Annotated in this window: 19 protein-coding genes, 2 tRNA genes, 1 pseudogene and 1 riboswitch; of the genes and pseudogenes, 6 read left to right on the forward strand and 16 right to left on the reverse strand. The window is 36.8% G+C overall.

The features are described from left to right. The coding region (locus BALCAV_RS21820; RefSeq protein ID WP_152563067.1) for a zinc ribbon domain-containing protein at positions 1–141 on the forward strand (141 nt) is incomplete at its 5' end. A 172-nt stretch (positions 142–313) separates the two neighbouring features. Here the strand turns inward: BALCAV_RS21820 and BALCAV_RS18120 are convergent. Beyond that, entirely contained in the window at positions 314–1,150 is an 837-nt protein-coding gene (locus BALCAV_RS18120; protein WP_040324207.1) for a lipoate--protein ligase family protein, read from the reverse strand. A 178-nt stretch (positions 1,151–1,328) separates the two neighbouring features. Here BALCAV_RS18120 and BALCAV_RS18125 point away from each other — a divergent pair, with 178 nt between their 5' ends. Continuing rightward, positions 1,329–1,709: a rhodanese-like domain-containing protein gene (locus BALCAV_RS18125; protein WP_003323405.1), complete on the forward strand. Its 381-nt coding sequence runs from the start codon at positions 1,329–1,331 to the stop codon at positions 1,707–1,709. 316 nt (positions 1,710–2,025) lie between these two features. On the opposite strand, the gene BALCAV_RS22440 is transcribed toward BALCAV_RS18125, so the two are convergent. The 4 genes from BALCAV_RS22440 to gcvT all read right to left on the reverse strand — a co-directional run bounded on the left by BALCAV_RS22440 (position 2,026) and on the right by gcvT (position 6,270). Then, complete coding sequence (locus BALCAV_RS22440) at positions 2,026–2,163, reverse strand: hypothetical protein (protein WP_160173437.1); 138 nt, start codon at positions 2,161–2,163, stop codon at positions 2,026–2,028. Between the two features lie 189 nt (positions 2,164–2,352). Continuing rightward, a complete protein-coding gene (gene gcvPB, locus BALCAV_RS18130) occupies positions 2,353–3,816 on the reverse strand; it encodes an aminomethyl-transferring glycine dehydrogenase subunit GcvPB (RefSeq protein WP_003324078.1) in 1,464 nt (487 codons plus the stop codon). After that, a complete protein-coding gene (gene gcvPA / locus BALCAV_RS18135) occupies positions 3,813–5,156 on the reverse strand; it encodes an aminomethyl-transferring glycine dehydrogenase subunit GcvPA (RefSeq protein WP_003324077.1) in 1,344 nt (447 codons plus the stop codon). Before gcvPA ends, gcvPB begins: the two co-directional genes overlap by 4 nt. A 13-nt stretch (positions 5,157–5,169) precedes the next feature. Next, the gene (gene gcvT, locus BALCAV_RS18140) at positions 5,170–6,270 is read right to left on the reverse strand and encodes a glycine cleavage system aminomethyltransferase GcvT (RefSeq protein WP_003324076.1); all 1,101 of its coding nucleotides are present in this window, start codon (positions 6,268–6,270) and stop codon (positions 5,170–5,172) included. A gap of 309 nt (positions 6,271–6,579) precedes the next feature. After that, positions 6,580–6,669: riboswitch (glycine riboswitch) on the reverse strand. A 267-nt stretch (positions 6,670–6,936) separates the two neighbouring features. Between gcvT and BALCAV_RS18145 the strand changes: the two genes are divergently transcribed. After that, entirely contained in the window at positions 6,937–8,613 is a 1,677-nt protein-coding gene (locus BALCAV_RS18145) for a DEAD/DEAH box helicase (RefSeq protein WP_003324075.1), read from the forward strand. Next, complete coding sequence (locus BALCAV_RS18150) at positions 8,591–9,388, forward strand: YqhG family protein (RefSeq protein WP_003324073.1); 798 nt, start codon at positions 8,591–8,593, stop codon at positions 9,386–9,388. Before BALCAV_RS18145 ends, BALCAV_RS18150 begins: the two co-directional genes overlap by 23 nt. Before the next feature lie 199 nt (positions 9,389–9,587). Here BALCAV_RS18150 and BALCAV_RS18155 read toward each other — a convergent pair whose 3' ends face one another. Continuing rightward, a complete protein-coding gene (locus tag BALCAV_RS18155) occupies positions 9,588–9,773 on the reverse strand; it encodes a DUF2759 domain-containing protein (protein ID WP_003324072.1) in 186 nt (61 codons plus the stop codon). A 454-nt stretch (positions 9,774–10,227) separates the two neighbouring features. Here BALCAV_RS18155 and BALCAV_RS18160 point away from each other — a divergent pair. Further along, positions 10,228–10,859, forward strand: a pseudogene (locus BALCAV_RS18160) (MBL fold metallo-hydrolase). Between the two features lie 100 nt (positions 10,860–10,959). Here BALCAV_RS18160 and BALCAV_RS18165 read toward each other — a convergent pair. The 8 genes from BALCAV_RS18165 to comGC form a co-directional block, all read right to left on the reverse strand. Continuing rightward, the gene (locus tag BALCAV_RS18165) at positions 10,960–11,205 is read right to left on the reverse strand and encodes a DUF2626 domain-containing protein (protein WP_003322148.1); all 246 of its coding nucleotides are present in this window, start codon (positions 11,203–11,205) and stop codon (positions 10,960–10,962) included. Positions 11,206–11,363: 158 nt separating this feature from the next. Further along, the gene (locus BALCAV_RS18170; protein WP_003322149.1) at positions 11,364–11,555 is read right to left on the reverse strand and encodes a YqzE family protein; all 192 of its coding nucleotides are present in this window, start codon (positions 11,553–11,555) and stop codon (positions 11,364–11,366) included. A 37-nt stretch (positions 11,556–11,592) separates the two neighbouring features. Then, complete coding sequence (locus tag BALCAV_RS18175; protein ID WP_003322151.1) at positions 11,593–12,099, reverse strand: shikimate kinase; 507 nt, start codon at positions 12,097–12,099, stop codon at positions 11,593–11,595. Next, complete coding sequence (comGG, locus tag BALCAV_RS18180; protein ID WP_003322152.1) at positions 12,100–12,471, reverse strand: competence type IV pilus minor pilin ComGG; 372 nt, start codon at positions 12,469–12,471, stop codon at positions 12,100–12,102. Continuing rightward, complete coding sequence (locus BALCAV_RS18185) at positions 12,464–12,910, reverse strand: ComGF family competence protein (RefSeq protein WP_003322153.1); 447 nt, start codon at positions 12,908–12,910, stop codon at positions 12,464–12,466. Before BALCAV_RS18185 ends, comGG begins: the two co-directional genes overlap by 8 nt. Next, on the reverse strand, positions 12,897–13,217 hold the full coding sequence (locus BALCAV_RS18190; RefSeq protein WP_003322154.1) for a prepilin-type N-terminal cleavage/methylation domain-containing protein: 321 nt from the start codon (positions 13,215–13,217) through the stop codon (positions 12,897–12,899). Before BALCAV_RS18190 ends, BALCAV_RS18185 begins: the two co-directional genes overlap by 14 nt. Beyond that, positions 13,198–13,659 carry a competence type IV pilus minor pilin ComGD gene (comGD, locus tag BALCAV_RS18195; protein WP_003322155.1) on the reverse strand — a complete coding sequence of 154 codons (462 nt, stop codon included), beginning with the start codon at positions 13,657–13,659 and terminating at the stop codon, positions 13,198–13,200. Before comGD ends, BALCAV_RS18190 begins: the two co-directional genes overlap by 20 nt. Continuing rightward, positions 13,646–13,987: a competence type IV pilus major pilin ComGC gene (gene comGC, locus BALCAV_RS18200; protein WP_081939329.1), complete on the reverse strand. Its 342-nt coding sequence runs from the start codon at positions 13,985–13,987 to the stop codon at positions 13,646–13,648. The genes comGD and comGC overlap by 14 nt, the downstream gene beginning before the upstream one ends. Before the next feature lie 211 nt (positions 13,988–14,198). Here comGC and yidD point away from each other — a divergent pair, with 211 nt between their 5' ends. Beyond that, positions 14,199–14,441 carry a membrane protein insertion efficiency factor YidD gene (yidD, locus tag BALCAV_RS18205; protein WP_003322157.1) on the forward strand — a complete coding sequence of 81 codons (243 nt, stop codon included), beginning with the start codon at positions 14,199–14,201 and terminating at the stop codon, positions 14,439–14,441. A gap of 211 nt (positions 14,442–14,652) precedes the next feature. Here the strand turns inward: yidD and BALCAV_RS18210 are convergent. Continuing rightward, positions 14,653–14,734: transfer RNA gene (locus BALCAV_RS18210), tRNA-Leu, on the reverse strand. 12 nt (positions 14,735–14,746) lie between these two features. Further along, a tRNA-Lys gene (locus BALCAV_RS18215) sits at positions 14,747–14,819 on the reverse strand. Between the last annotated feature and the right edge of the window lie 18 nt (positions 14,820–14,837).

Below are 14,837 nucleotides of genomic sequence, written 5' to 3' on the forward strand. Positions count from 1 at the left end.
GAATGTGGACATCAAGAGGGCAAGAAATCTCTTGAAATAAGGGACTGGACGTGTTCTATTTGCCATAAACATCACGATCGAGATATCAATGCCAGCCAAAATATTCTAGCCGAAGGGGTAAGAACCTTCCACTTGGCTTAAAACAACATACAGAACCGTAGGAATCGACGGGGATAGCTTGGTCCATAAGAGAAACCTCTGTTGGCAAAGAAAACCGCTGGCAAGTACGCTCTGTTCCCAAGAATCTCCCACTTCAATCAGACCGTAAGGTCGATAAGTGGGAGTAGTTCAATTATCTATTTGACATCCTTGCTCATTTTCTAAAGTTCCACTCATCTGATTCATATCGCTCTTTCGCGATTCGGTTAACATGAGCTTCTTCTTCTTCCGATAAGGTATACTCTTCTAAGTGGATATTTAAGCCCTTTTCAAACCCAAGCTTGAATGCATCCACAGCTTCTTCAATCGTAAGGTTCTCCTCACGTAAGGCATTAATCGCAACTGCTTTGTTTTTAAAGTTACGTTGCATTCTCTCACGTAATCGTTCACTAGAGTATTTAAACAAATCAAAGAGTCTATCCTCATCCACATCTAAAATGATCGAACCATGTTGTAAAATAACCCCTTTTTGACGTGTTTGAGCACTTCCAGCCACTTTACGACCTTCGACAACTAATTCATACCAAGAAGGGGCGTCAAAACAGACAGCCGAGCGTGGATTTTTTAAAGCCTCTTTTTCTTCATCTGTTCGTGGTACTGCAAAATACGCATCCAAGCCAACTGTTCTAAACCCTTCTAAAATCCCTTCAGAGATAACCCGATATGCTTCCGTTACGGTTGGAGGCATTTCCGGATGTTGCTCTGAAACAATTACACTGTATGTAAGTTCTTTGTCATGTAAAACTCCACGTCCACCCGTTGGCCGTCGTACAAAACCATAACCATATTCTTTAACTGCATCCATATTAATCTCTTTTTCCACTTTTTGAAAATATCCTATTGATAGTGTTGCTGGATTCCAACCGTAAAACCGGATCGTCGGAGGAATCAAACCTTTACTATGCCATTCTAATAGTGCTTCATCTAAAGCCATATTATAAGCTGGTGAACATTTTCCTGAATTAATAAATCGCCAAGTTTCCTTCATGATCATCGCTTCTTTCTTCCACATTTGTCTCTTCTAGTTTAACAAAGCAATTGAAAGGAGCCAAGCCTAATGCAAGTAGTGATTATTTTGTTAAACAACCAATAATACAATTGCTTATTTTGGTGACGAGCCTTATAATTTAATACAGACATATTGATTTACCTAAAGGAGTGTTCTTATTTTGTTGGATTACCTCTGGATTATTTTGCTTGTAGCATTAATCACGTACTTCCTTTTCCGCCGCTTTTACACACCCAAATATTTGAAAACGTTAACTCAAGAGGAATTTATTAAAGGATATCGTAAAGCCCAATTAATAGATGTTCGTGAGCCACGTGAATTTGATGGAGGGCATATTTTAGGTTCAAGAAATATCCCATTATCCCAGCTACGTCAACGCATAAATGAAATTCGTCCTGATCAAGCCGTATATTTATATTGCCAATCAGGGGCTAGAAGTAGACAAGCTGCCCAAATCATTAGAAAAAAACGTAAAGCGGAAGACATTAACCACCTTAAAGGCGGTTTCAAAAAATGGACAGGCAAAATTAAAAAGAAATAACGTACGTACAATCATTCTTAAAAAGCTTTCCCTAGTTATTTTGTTAACATGGGAGAGCTTTTTTGTTTGGATTTATTTAGGTTTTATTAATTATCTCGGTTGATTCGCAACCTAATTTTGCTACAGTGCTATTTTTATTACCTATCTCGGCTTTTTCGCACTCTCATTTTGCTACAGCTAAATTTTCATTACCTATTCTGACTGATTCGCAACCTAATTTGACTACAACACCATTTTCATTACCTATCCCAGCTAATTCGCACTCTAATTTTACTAATACATAATTTTCATTACCTATCACAGCTTTTTCGCACCCTCATTTGTCTACATCACCATTTTCATTACCTATCACAGCTGATTCGCACTCTAATTTTACTAATACATAATTTTCATTACCTATCCCAGCTAATTCGCACTCTAATTTTACTAATACACCATTTTCATTACCTATCACAGCTTTTTCGCACCCTCATTTGTCTACATCACCATTTTCATTACCTATCACAGCTGATTCGCACTCTAATTTTACTAAAACGCAACTTTCATTACTTATCCTAGTTTTTACACACACTAGCTTTTATCCCATTAAACTCTAGTAAGCAGCAAAAAACCACCCAATCACGGGTGGTTTTAGTTACACTTTTTACACTTTTTGATAACGTAAAATTGGTTTTCTTGCAGCCAATGTTTCATCTAAACGACTGATGACGGTATGATGAGGCGCTTCTTGTACAACTTCTGGATTTTCCTCAGCTTCCTTGGCAATTTGAATCATTGCTTCGATAAACTCGTCTAATGTTTCTTTAGACTCAGTTTCTGTTGGCTCAATCATCATACACTCTTCTACATTTAGTGGGAAGTAGATTGTTGGTGGATGATAACCGAAATCCAATAGACGTTTAGCGATATCTAACGTACGAACGCCTAGTTTCTTTTGACGGCGACCAGATAAAACAAACTCATGTTTACAATGTTGCTCATAAGGTAAGTCAAAATGAGGGGCAAGACGACGCATCATATAATTCGCATTTAAGACAGCAAACTCAGATACTTGACGTAAGCCTTCAGGTCCCATTGTTCGAATGTACGTATAAGCACGAACATTAATTCCATAGTTTCCGTAATAAGGTTTTACACGACCGATTGATTCTGGACGGTTGTAATCCAAATCATAACCGTGCTCGGTTTTAACAATAATTGGTTTTGGTAAGTATGGAATTAAATCCTCTTTTACCCCAACTGGACCAGAACCAGGACCACCACCACCGTGAGGACCAGTAAATGTTTTGTGTAAGTTTAAGTGAACGACATCAAATCCCATATCCCCTGGACGAGTGATTCCGAGAATCGCATTGGAGTTCGCTCCATCATAATAAAGTTTTCCACCCGCACTGTGAACAATTTCCGCCATCTCGACAATGTATGACTCAAATAAACCAAGTGTATTTGGATTCGTTAACATAAGAGCAGCTGTGTCAGAGCCAACTACTGAGCGTAAATGTTCTAAATCAACTAAGCCATTTTCATCTGTGTTTACTGTAACAGAATCGAATCCTGCAACCGTGGCAGAGGCTGGGTTTGTTCCATGAGCGGAGTCCGGTACAATCACTTTTGTACGATTGAAATCACCGTTTGCCTCATGATACGCACGAATCATCATTAATCCTGTCCATTCCCCGTGAGCACCTGCAGCTGGTTGCAAAGTTACTTCATCCATACCGGTAATATCCGCTAACGCTGTTTGTAGCTCATAAAGCATTTCAAGTGAACCTTGAACTTGTTCAACTGGTTGATAAGGGTGAACATTTGCTAACCCATCAATACGTGCAACATCTTCATTAATTTTTGGATTGTACTTCATGGTACAAGAACCTAATGGGTAAAAGCCACTATCCACACCATGATTACGTTTCGATAATGCGGTATAATGACGCATAATTTGAAGTTCAGAAACCTCAGGTAATTCTGCTTCTTCTTGGCGCACAAAACCATCAGGTAAAAGGTCTGACATATTGATTTCGTCGATATCTAAAATTGGTAAACTATGCCCAACACGATCTTCTTTACTTAATTCAAAAATGAGCGCTTGATCTTTAGGTTGACTCATTGTAACGCCCCCACTTCTTTAGCAAATTGATTGATTTCTTCTTTTGTACGAATTTCTGTAACCGTTACAAGCATACAATTTTCAAGCTCTGGGTAGTACTGACTTAAATCATATCCACCAATAATGCCACGCTCTAGTAATTTTTGATTGACCTCAGCAACAGGAGCATTTAATTGAATAATAAACTCATTAAATACTGGTTGGTCATGGACAATCGTTACACCATTTTCTTTCAATTTCGCTTTAGCATAACCAGCCTTTTGGACATTTTGATAAGCCATTTCTTTAACGCCTTTTTTACCAATCGCTGTCATCGCAACAGAAGCCGCTAACGCATTTAATGCTTGGTTGGAACAAATATTTGATGTCGCTTTTTCACGGCGAATATGTTGCTCACGTGCTTGTAGTGTTAACACAAAACCACGTTGACCGTGCTCATCTTTTGTTTGTCCGACTAAACGACCTGGCAATTTTCTCATAAGCTTTTTCGTTACGGCAAAATAACCACAATGAGGTCCGCCAAATTGAGTCGCAATCCCAAATGGTTGGGCATCTCCAACAACGATATCCGCACCAAAATGACCAGGCGGTTTTAATAATCCTAAAGAAAGTGGATTACTAGAAACGACCATCATCGCTTTTTTCTCATGAGCAATTTTTTCAATTTCCGCAAGTGGCTCAAGATGACCAAAGAAGTTCGGGTACTGTACAACTACACACGCTGTATCATCATTATAATGTTCTCTAATTTGGTCTAAATCTGTTACCCCGTCTTTTAAGTCAATTTCGATTACATTTAGGCGTTGGCCTTTTGCATTCGTTTGAATCACGGCACGAGCTTCAGGGTGAACGGCCTTAGATACTAAAATCGTTTTGTTTTTCGTATGACCAGCGCTCATCATCGCTGCTTCAGCAAGAGCAGTTGGGCCATCATACATAGATGAGTTTGCGATATCCATCCCTGTTAATTCACAAATCATCGTTTGGAATTCAAAAATCGCTTGTAATTCCCCTTGTGAAATTTCTGGCTGATATGGCGTATAAGCTGTATAAAATTCAGAACGAGAAATAACATGATCGACAATCGAAGGAATATAATGCTCATATACTCCTGCTCCAAGGAATGAAACTTTTTCCTTAATCGAGACGTTTTTATTCGCTAAACCATTAAAATACTTTAAAAGCTCTTGCTCACGTAAAGACTCAGGTACATTTAATTGCCCTTTAAAACGAATTGATTCTGGGATATCAGAAAATAATTCTTCAATAGAATCCACACCAATTGTTTCGAGCATGGCTTGTTTGTCTGTTTCAGTCATCGGTAAATAACGATTATTCATAGAAACGCTCCCCCTATTTCTTTCTTCTATAAAATGGCGTTTTAACCACTTTTGCTTTTAGACGCTTTTTACGAACTTGAACCTCAACTTCTGTATCTAATTGCGTGTAATCAATGTCAAGTAGAGCTAATCCAACATTCTTTTTTAAGGTCGGTGACTGCGTTCCTGTTGTCACAAAACCAATTTCTTTCTCACCAGCGAAAACTTGATAATCTGTACGTGGAATTCCTTTATCAATCATTTCAATTCCAACTAACTTGCGAGTAAGACCTTCTTCTTTTTGTTTGGTCAAAGCTTCTTTCCCTATAAAATTCGCTTGTTTTTGCACTTTTACGGCAAAACCAACCCCTGCTTCAAGTGGAGAAATATCACGTGTTAATTCTTGCCCGTATAAAGCCAGTTTAGCCTCAAAACGAAGCGTATCACGTGCACCTAACCCGCACGGAACAAGCCCTTCCGATTCTCCTTCTGTTAATAAAAGTTCCCAAATCGCGACGGCGTCTTCGTTATCACAATAAATTTCAAACCCATCTTCTCCAGTGTAGCCAGTACGAGAGATTAAAGCTTTTCCTGTTGCAATTTGAACTTGATCATAAAAATGGAATGGTTTCAGTGTATGAACATCTTCTTCAACTACTTTTTGTAAAATCACTTCAGCATTAGGTCCTTGTAAGGCAATTAATGACAATTGTTCTGAAAGATTTGTCAACTCCGCCCCTTCAATTAAATGCTCCTCCATCCAAGCAATGTCCTTCTCGATATTAGAAGCATTAATGACAAGTAAAAACTCAACATCATTTTTACGGTAAACAAGTAAATCATCCACTGTTCCACCGTCTTCGTAACACATGGCCGTATATTGCGCTTGACCATCAATTAAAACTGATACATCATTTGTTACGAGTGATTGAATATAAGCTAATGCTTGCGGACCTTTTACGAGAACTTCACCCATATGGGAAACATCAAATAACCCTGCTTGAGTGCGAACCGCTTCATGTTCTTCCTTAATTGAAGAAAATTGAACCGGTAAATCCCATCCACCAAAATCAATCGTTTTGGCCCCGTATTTGCTATAAACTTCAAACAAAGGCGTTTTGAATAATTCAGACATGATTTTCCTCCTAATGTTTTTTCCTAGTTCTTCTTTCAACTCATCATTTCCAACCCAATCATAAAGTAAAAAATGTGTTCATACACATGTTAATCCTTTAATGAAAAGGAAGAATGTTTGGTTCTTAAAACTTTCCATACTTATACGAAGGGTTTTCTTACGTAAAAAAGGACAGAGAAATACACCATCAAGATGTAAGTCCCTGTCCTTGAACCAGAAAGTTTCACTTTTCCTTTCCTAAAAAATTTAGGGAAAGAAAAATTGTCTTCGTGGGTGGCTTAATAAACCATTAAGCTCTCTCCAGAGTTGCGTCAAATAAGAGTCTTTTTGCCTGAGAGATTCACTCCTTAAAGCTTGCTCCTTCGGCGCTGCATTAGCAGTCTCTCCCCTTATTTTCATCCGCCTTTATTAAATTATGTTTTAAAAATTTTCTTTCATTTTAGGCTTTAATGAACAAACTTTGCTAGAGCATTAAATTCCTAAATTTGAACATACTAAATACATATGTTGATAGAACCAAAGAACCGACTAAAAAAACATGTACATTCTCTACCAACTATATGGTTAATGTTCGTTTTTAATTTATTTTTGTTTCTTTTTTATACATATATCCTACCAATACCACATTATTTACGCAACATTTATTTTTGAAAGGGGTCACAAAAAATGAAAATTGATATTCGTTTTGACGAGGAATGGCAACAAGGATTTATGACTCGCCTTGAGAGTGATGGAGTATGGTCTAATTTGCAACAATTCCGTCTTGCCTATGAAGCCGAACAACATCAAGCAATACCTGATTTTAACGGGCTTTTAGCACCAAAATACTTGCCTGAACTCCAACCATATCCACACCAAATCGAGGTCGCCAATACAGTCATTGAAAAAATGAACGGAAAAGCGATATTAGCAGATGAAGTAGGTTTAGGAAAAACGATTGAAGCTGGGCTTATTTTAAAAGAATATATGATTCGTGGTCTTGTAAAAAAAGCATTAATATTAGTGCCAGCCTCACTTGTTTCACAATGGGCGATGGAATTGAATACGAAATTCTTTATTCCAGCTGCCGCCCAGCGTAAAGCGTATGTATGGGAACAATATGATGTTGTTGTCGCCTCGATCGATACTGCTAAAAGGCAACCACACCGAGACATCGTCATGAATCAAAACTATGATCTCATCATTATTGATGAAGCCCATAAATTAAAAAACCCGAACACTAAAAACTATGAATTCATTAAACACCTTAAAAAGAAGTTTTGTTTATTACTAACAGCAACACCTGTCCAAAACAAATTAGAGGAGATCTTTAATCTTGTTTCACTTCTTAAACCAGGTCATTTAGGAGACATTTCTAGCTTTGAAAAAGAATATCGTTCCAATCATCGTTCTCCTAAAAATGAAGAAAAGTTGCGAGAATTAGTGAATAAAGTAATGGTTCGAAACCGTCGCGAAGACACCGGTATCGAATGGACAAAACGAATTGTTAAAACGATACCTATTGACTTCAGTCCATCTGAAAGAGCCTTTTATGATGAACTATCTGCCTTAAAGGGCATCGCCAATCATTTTTCGATTTTAACCTTACAACGAGAGTTATGTTCTAGTCGAGAAGCCGCTTATATGACGTTAAGTAAGATGGCCAAACCAACAGAGGAAAAGGAACCATCGCCACATATTCTAGAACTTCTACAAAAGGTAGCAACAATTGATCATCATGCCAAAGCCGAAAAAGCTCTGGAATTAATTAAAAAGATCGATGATAAAGTGATTATTTTTACGGAATATCGAGCAACCCAGCTTTATTTACAATGGTTTCTACAACAAAACGGCATTAGTTCTGTTCCATTTAGAGGCGGATTTAAACGCGGGAAAAAAGATTGGATGCGCCAGCTTTTCCAAAACAATGCCCAAGTATTAATCGCAACAGAAGCTGGTGGTGAGGGAATCAATTTACAATTTTGTAGTCATATCATTAATTATGATCTGCCGTGGAATCCGATGAGAATTGAACAACGGATTGGCAGAATCCATCGCCTTGGTCAGCAAAAGGATGTACACATTTATAATTTTGCTGTGAATAATACAGTCGAGCAAAATATTTTATCTCTGCTTTATGAAAAAATTCATTTATTTGAAAGTGTCATCGGTGAACTTGATGATATTTTAACTAAAATTGAGCTTCCGAAAATTGAAGATTATATTCAAGAAGTGATATCTGAATCAGATTCCCAAAGAGAAATGGAAATTAAATTTGAACATTTAGCGGAGATTATGAATCAAGCCATTGAAGAACACACAACGGAAGGAGAGGATTTGGATGCAACAGCCTCATCTTCATAAGTTTATTGAAGATTATTTTGTAGCCAATGAATGTGATATTACAGAAAAATCGCCCTACCATTTAACGGTTCAATTAACACCTGAGTTGGACAAGCTCATTATGAACCGCCCTTTTTATTGGCATTACTTAGAAAAAACAGGTGGCATACCGAATCCAATGCAAGTGACCTTTATTACAAATGCCAATCAATGTCCTGAAGACTTACAAGGCGAGAAAATCCACTTTGGCTCCCCTCGCCTTCACCAGCTCTTTAATACAACGAAAACACTAGGCGGCTATGTTCGGATGTATGAAAACTTAAACGTACAAGGTCAACAGTCGGTTCCATTACATCCATGGCTTTGTCTTAATATTAAAATATCCTTTTGTAGTGATCGCAAAAAGGAAATCTTACTATCATTAGGTATTAACTTAATTCATGGTCAAATTGTGCCACAATTTTTTGATAAAGTGAAAGCTACAATGCTCACACCGAAAATGCCTGATTTATGCTTTACACTCTCCCCTTTTATTCAAATTAAAAGTGGCATTAATCGCTTAAAAAAAGTCGTGCAAACCTTTGCTGAGAATGAGGATGACACATGGGCGCAAGAAGCCCATCATCGCTGGCAGGAGGAAACAAATTTATTAGAAAGCTTCTATGAAGATTTAGAAGAAAAACCTGAAAGTTATCATGTGGAAAAGCAAGCTTTAGAAGAGCTCTATTCTCCTTATATAGATGTCTCAATTATTAATGGCGGAATGTTTTATTTGGAAAAACAAGTATTTCAATAAAGAGAAGAAAAGTTTTGTGGAGGCGGTTTAGCTTGAGAAGACTTTTGCTCTAAACCTAAAAGTGGGAATAGAAATAATTTAAATCACAACATGAAGCCTGCTCATGTCTATTTGAGAAAGCACTAGGCGCTCATCTTTTTTCTTCATCTAAAAAAGAACCCTTCTAAGTTAAACTTAAAAGGGTTCTTTCTTATTCCTATTAAATACCAGGTGCTCCTCTACCATCAAACAAAATCGCTAAAATCGTCACGATAGAGAACCAGCCGAAAACTGCACAGGAAATCATCGCAAATCCAACTGCAAAGAAGTTCTTTCGACGTAATTCACGGAATACAGCAATCAAACAAATAATTGCTACAATCAAAAGCGTAATAGATAAAAACACGTTAAGTTTCCTCCTTATGTACTACCGTTTTCTTCATACACTTTACCATAAAATCAATAATTGATCTTTTAAAAGCCAGATAAAATATTGATGGTTTTTTTGTTAAATCCATTCTAAACATTTTAGAAAAATGACCTATTAAACCCCATCATATCTCTTTTGCTCTTAGCATGTGCAATACAAGCTTATTTTACTCTTTTTCATTAGATTTGTCGAGACTTACTAAACAGACTTATAAATATTGTCATAATATTTTTAGCACATTAAAACTTTGAACTTTTGTTCTAATATAGGTAAACTAAGATCAAGAAACTTCATAAATCTAGCTACGTCCGTTAGAAGCTCGAGAAAAATCGGCCAGCCTATAAAGTCAAAAAGCGACTTTTTAGTCTGTCCTGTATAACACTCTCTTCTACCCAAACGGACTTCGCTTTATAAATAAGGAGGCAAACGAATGCCAGTTCAGCAAATGCCACTTGGTCCCTTGCAAACCAATGCATATATATTACATAACGAAACAAAGCAAGCGATTATTTTTGACCCAGGAAGTGAAGGAAAAAAAGTCATTCAATGGTTAAAACAAGAAGCACTTAAACCGCTTGCCATCATATTAACACATGCCCATTTTGACCATATTGGAGCAGTCGATGAGCTACGCGATGAATTCCAAATCCCTGTATATTTACATAAAAAAGAAAAGATTGGCTTAGTGACCCAAGTAAAAATGGCTCTGGTCGTTTTATCGGTAATTCGATTAAAATTAAACCAGCTGATAGCCTTATTACAAATGAAAATGATTTACAAGTTGGACCATTTTTATTCCAAGTCTTTTATACACCAGGTCATTCGCCTGGGAGTGTGTCTTTTTATTATCAAAAAGAAGCCATTGTCTTTTCTGGAGATGTCTTATTTAGCCAATCGATTGGTCGAACCGACTTACCTGGTGGCGACCATGAAACATTATTAAAAAGCATTCATGATAAACTGCTCGAATTGCCAGAGGACACAGTTGTCGCTTGTGGACATGGGCAAGTAACAACCATTGGTATGGAAATGGATTCAAATCCCTTTTTATCCGGCTTTTAAGAAGAGATGGAACACTCTTCTTCGATAACCAATAGACTCGCTATACGAAAAAAACCGCTCTCAAATGAGTAGCGGTTTTTTCGTATGCCGTATGTACAAATTAATGTCCACCGAAGCTTGGAACAAGTAAGAACGTTGAGTAATACGTGAACCCAACAAAGAAAATAGTACAATATGCACCAAAAATATAAATATATACTCGTTCTGACAATTTTAAATAACTTAATGCCAACAATGCACCTGTTTGTGCAAAGAATAAGATGGCCATATTTGTCATGCCACCAGCGAAAAATAGTACCGCAAAAATCCCTGTCCAGAAAGCAAGGACGCGAAACATTCTATCCATTGCTGCCCCTCCTCTTTTTCCTTAGTAAACCTTTTAATCTTATCAATTACTGAAATTGAGTACTGTTATATTATATACGACTCACTTCTTAATTGTAAATGCTTTAACGGCTGTAATTCGTAAAATCCAATTAAGTTTCGTATGATTTGTGAAAATTATTAGGAATTATTTTTTTTACGATGAACAAACATGGAAATCCCTAATGGAATCACTCCAAATGCTTTATTTGATAATGGTTGTTTTACCAATTCATCGTTTGAATCAGTATTTAATTCTTTTTTTACACGTGGCTCGTCGATTTTTTTGACAAGTTGTTCTGTCACAAATTTTACGTAATCATTAAAAGACAACGGGATCACCTCTTTCCTTTTTAGGTTTCCCGCTTTTTTATTTTTTAAGCAATATTTCTTTTAATTCTTGAACAATTTGCATAACAGACTTTCCAGACGTATCAAATACGATCGTCGCTGCCTCTAAATAAGCTGTCTTCCTGTCATCATACATCTTTTTAATTTCTGCTTTGCTTTTATTTTGTAGCAGAGGACGAGTGGAATCCCCTGCTACACGGTCAAAGATCTCATCGATTTTACAATCCAGGAAGACTACAGCCCCCTTATTTCTCATTAATTCTCTATTTTCTTCCTTTAAAACGATACCACCACCTGTTGTAACGATTAAAGGATATTGTTGAATCTTCACTAAAGCTTCCGTTTCCTTTTCACGAAAATACCGTTCACCTTTTGTTTGAAATAGCTCTTTAATCGTTTCATTTTCAATTTGTTCAATCCATTGATCGGTATCAATTACTTGCACACCTAATGCCTTTCCTAATCCTTCTCCTACCGTTGTTTTCCCAGACCCCATAAAACCAGTCAAATAAACAATTCGCTGCACCTATTTAACCTCCCAGTATTCCTCCACTAACCTCGTATCATCATGATAAACCATTATACCAACCTTTGTATTCCCTTGTATTAATTCAGCTCGAAACTGAATTTCATAAACATCGGGACTACTTTTTTGAGTTACAATAAGTGTAACCGTACCATGCTCATATGAAAAGACTTTACTTTCTGATAAAATGTCCGGATCTTTTTGAAAGTCAACAACGGCCATTTGCAATAAAGATTGGAGCTGAATAAACCTCTCTTGCTCAGCAATAAAACGTTTCTCCTGAATGAGTGAATTTGCTTGGAATGCAATAGCTAAAATTAAAAGAGAAATAAACATCAAAGTTAGAGGGAAAACAAAGCCTTTTTCATTCATTTTCCACCTCCCAAACGAGCGGCACCGCAACCATCGTTCGTGTATACGTTTTTTCATTTTCCCTTTTCAACGTACAAGTAATTAGCTCTTGAACATTCATACATTCAAAAGAATGAACTTCACTTTGCATCGGCACATAACCCTCAAAGTTTTTTTGATAAACAATCGTTCCACCTTGCTGTCTTTGAATAGTTATTAATACACCATCACTCCTATAAATTCGAACTCCATTTCCTGTCCCCTCTACGGAAACTGCCCCTCTAATCTCTTGAGCGAGTAAATTAAAAAAGACCATTGCTTCCCAATCAGTCGTCTTCTCTCCCTTAACCGACTCTGAAAAAACGAGCATAATAGTGGGAAGGATTAGAAATAATAAACTACCTAAGCTGATGGCTACTAATAACTCCATTAACGTCATCCCACGGTTATCTTTTCGCATACAAACAACTCTGATATAACTTATTATTACTCGCTTGCCACTGCAAACAATATTCGATTTCCCTTACTTCTTCATTAATCCTTTGTTCAAATAACTGATTTTTTAATGCTGGAATGGGCTGTTCTAACATAAAATGATGAATTCCTTCTTCTAAGATATATAAGGCTTCCTCTTGTTCATACAATGTCAGCCTTTCCTGCTGTAACTGGATAATGACTGGTACTAACATAAGCGAAATGAGATTTAACAATGTAAAAGAAAGGAGGACTTCAATTAAAGTAAATCCATCACATTTTTTTATACTCAACCCACCCCTTTCCGAGATAAATCGTAAAAATAAACCTTTCACCACCTACTTCTAAACGAAAACTCCCAGATATACGTGGATGGCCGTTTCGATTAAACGAGATGTTATTGTTATTAATGGTACTAAAAAAATAAATCGACATATCCTCCCTTGCATAAGGCTTTTCAACAATTGTGTCAAAGGCTCCATAACGAATAACATACTTTTTTGTAAGGTTATCAATGACAAAATTAATATGACTTCCTTTCGACATCGCGATATGCTGTGCCAAAAGCAAATCTTCCCTTAAACTTTCAGCCACTTGCTCTGGAGATGGTTCATACTGAAATGATTTCGTAAAAAGGAGAGGAACGAAAAGAAGAATGGAAATAATCGAAAGGACAAGTAGAAGTTCAATCAAAGTAAAACCTGTGGAAGACCAGTTTTTATTAGTTATCTTCATTATTTACAACAGATATGATACCATCTTCATCTATCTCAAGATAATCACCATTCGGACATTGTAATTTCCCATCATTATCTAGTTGAACATCACTTGATAAATGGAGATAAGGTAACATATCATTCATATCATTTGGTAATGCCCCTTCGTCAATCTGATAAGCATACACTTGTGATTGGACAAGCCGAATCGTCGCTTCACAACTTTTATCATTTGCGGTTGATTGATTTTGAGTTAAATTGGGAACAAGAATTAGTAGCAAAACAGAAATCACCATTAAAACAACAAGCATTTCAATTAACGTAAAAGCTCGTTCATTTTTAATCATCTTTTTCAATTTTATCACCTCATAATAGAAATAGATGATTGGGTTAGTTAAGAAGGAATGGGGTAGCTTGTTTGGGGTCTTGATTTTCGATGTGAACCGGAGGAAAAGAAAAAGTCGTTTTTTACACACCACCTTTCTTTTGGATATTTGTTATAATTACACATAGGCAACCTCATTTCCTGCCACTTTTTTTTGAGAGGGAAAATATTTAATGAAAAAAATATTTTTATTATTCATTCGTGGTTATCAAAAGTTTATATCTCCACTTACCCCTGCAACTTGTCGTTTCTACCCAACTTGTTCTCAGTATGGGTTTGAAGCAATCCAACGATTTGGTGCGATAAAAGGAGGATGGTTAACGATAAAACGCATAAGTAAGTGTCACCCTTTTCATAAAGGTGGGATCGATCTCGTACCCGAACAATCAGAAACAAAACAAAACAAAAAAGGCTAACCAAAAGCTTCATTATAATGAGCTTTTAGGGGCCTTTTTTTGTTTTGTTGTCTTATTTTTCTGGCTTTGATTCATATGCTTTTGACTTCATTGGGGGCCTTTGATTCCCTTTGTGTCTCTTATACATATAAAAAAAGATGAAAAGGTAAAAAATACACCTTCTCATCCACTTCACTATTTCGAGGCCCTTAAAACGCCTCTCCTTTATTTATGCGGGTGAAGGGAGTCGAACCCCCACGTCAAAAGACACTAGATCCTAAGTCTAGCGCGTCTGCCAATTCCGCCACACCCGCTTAAGTTGATGATGAGCCATGAAGGACTTGAACCTTCGACCCTCTGATTAAAAGTCAGATGCTCTACCGACTGAGCTAATGGCTCATATAAAATAGTTTACCC

Source organism: Alkalihalobacillus alcalophilus ATCC 27647 = CGMCC 1.3604, from assembly GCF_000292245.2.
In the GTDB taxonomy this organism is placed as follows: Bacteria; Bacillota; Bacilli; order Bacillales; family Bacillaceae_D; genus Alkalihalobacillus; species Alkalihalobacillus alcalophilus.

Coding starts and splice junctions, on each gene's coding strand:
- BALCAV_RS18150 (WP_003324073.1), top strand. CDS start 8,591: ATGCAACAGCCTCATCTTCATAAGTTTATTGAAGATTATTTTGTAGCC.
- gcvPB (WP_003324078.1), bottom strand. CDS start 3,816: ATGAGTCAACCTAAAGATCAAGCGCTCATTTTTGAATTAAGTAAAGAA.
- comGD (WP_003322155.1), bottom strand. CDS start 13,659: ATGAAGATAACTAATAAAAACTGGTCTTCCACAGGTTTTACTTTGATT.
- comGC (WP_081939329.1), bottom strand. CDS start 13,987: ATGATTAAAAATGAACGAGCTTTTACGTTAATTGAAATGCTTGTTGTT.
- yidD (WP_003322157.1), top strand. CDS start 14,199: ATGAAAAAAATATTTTTATTATTCATTCGTGGTTATCAAAAGTTTATA.
- gcvPA (WP_003324077.1), bottom strand. CDS start 5,156: ATGAATAATCGTTATTTACCGATGACTGAAACAGACAAACAAGCCATG.
- BALCAV_RS18145 (WP_003324075.1), top strand. CDS start 6,937: ATGAAAATTGATATTCGTTTTGACGAGGAATGGCAACAAGGATTTATG.
- BALCAV_RS18185 (WP_003322153.1), bottom strand. CDS start 12,910: ATGCGAAAAGATAACCGTGGGATGACGTTAATGGAGTTATTAGTAGCC.
- comGG (WP_003322152.1), bottom strand. CDS start 12,471: ATGAATGAAAAAGGCTTTGTTTTCCCTCTAACTTTGATGTTTATTTCT.
- gcvT (WP_003324076.1), bottom strand. CDS start 6,270: ATGTCTGAATTATTCAAAACGCCTTTGTTTGAAGTTTATAGCAAATAC.
- BALCAV_RS18165 (WP_003322148.1), bottom strand. CDS start 11,205: ATGGATAGAATGTTTCGCGTCCTTGCTTTCTGGACAGGGATTTTTGCG.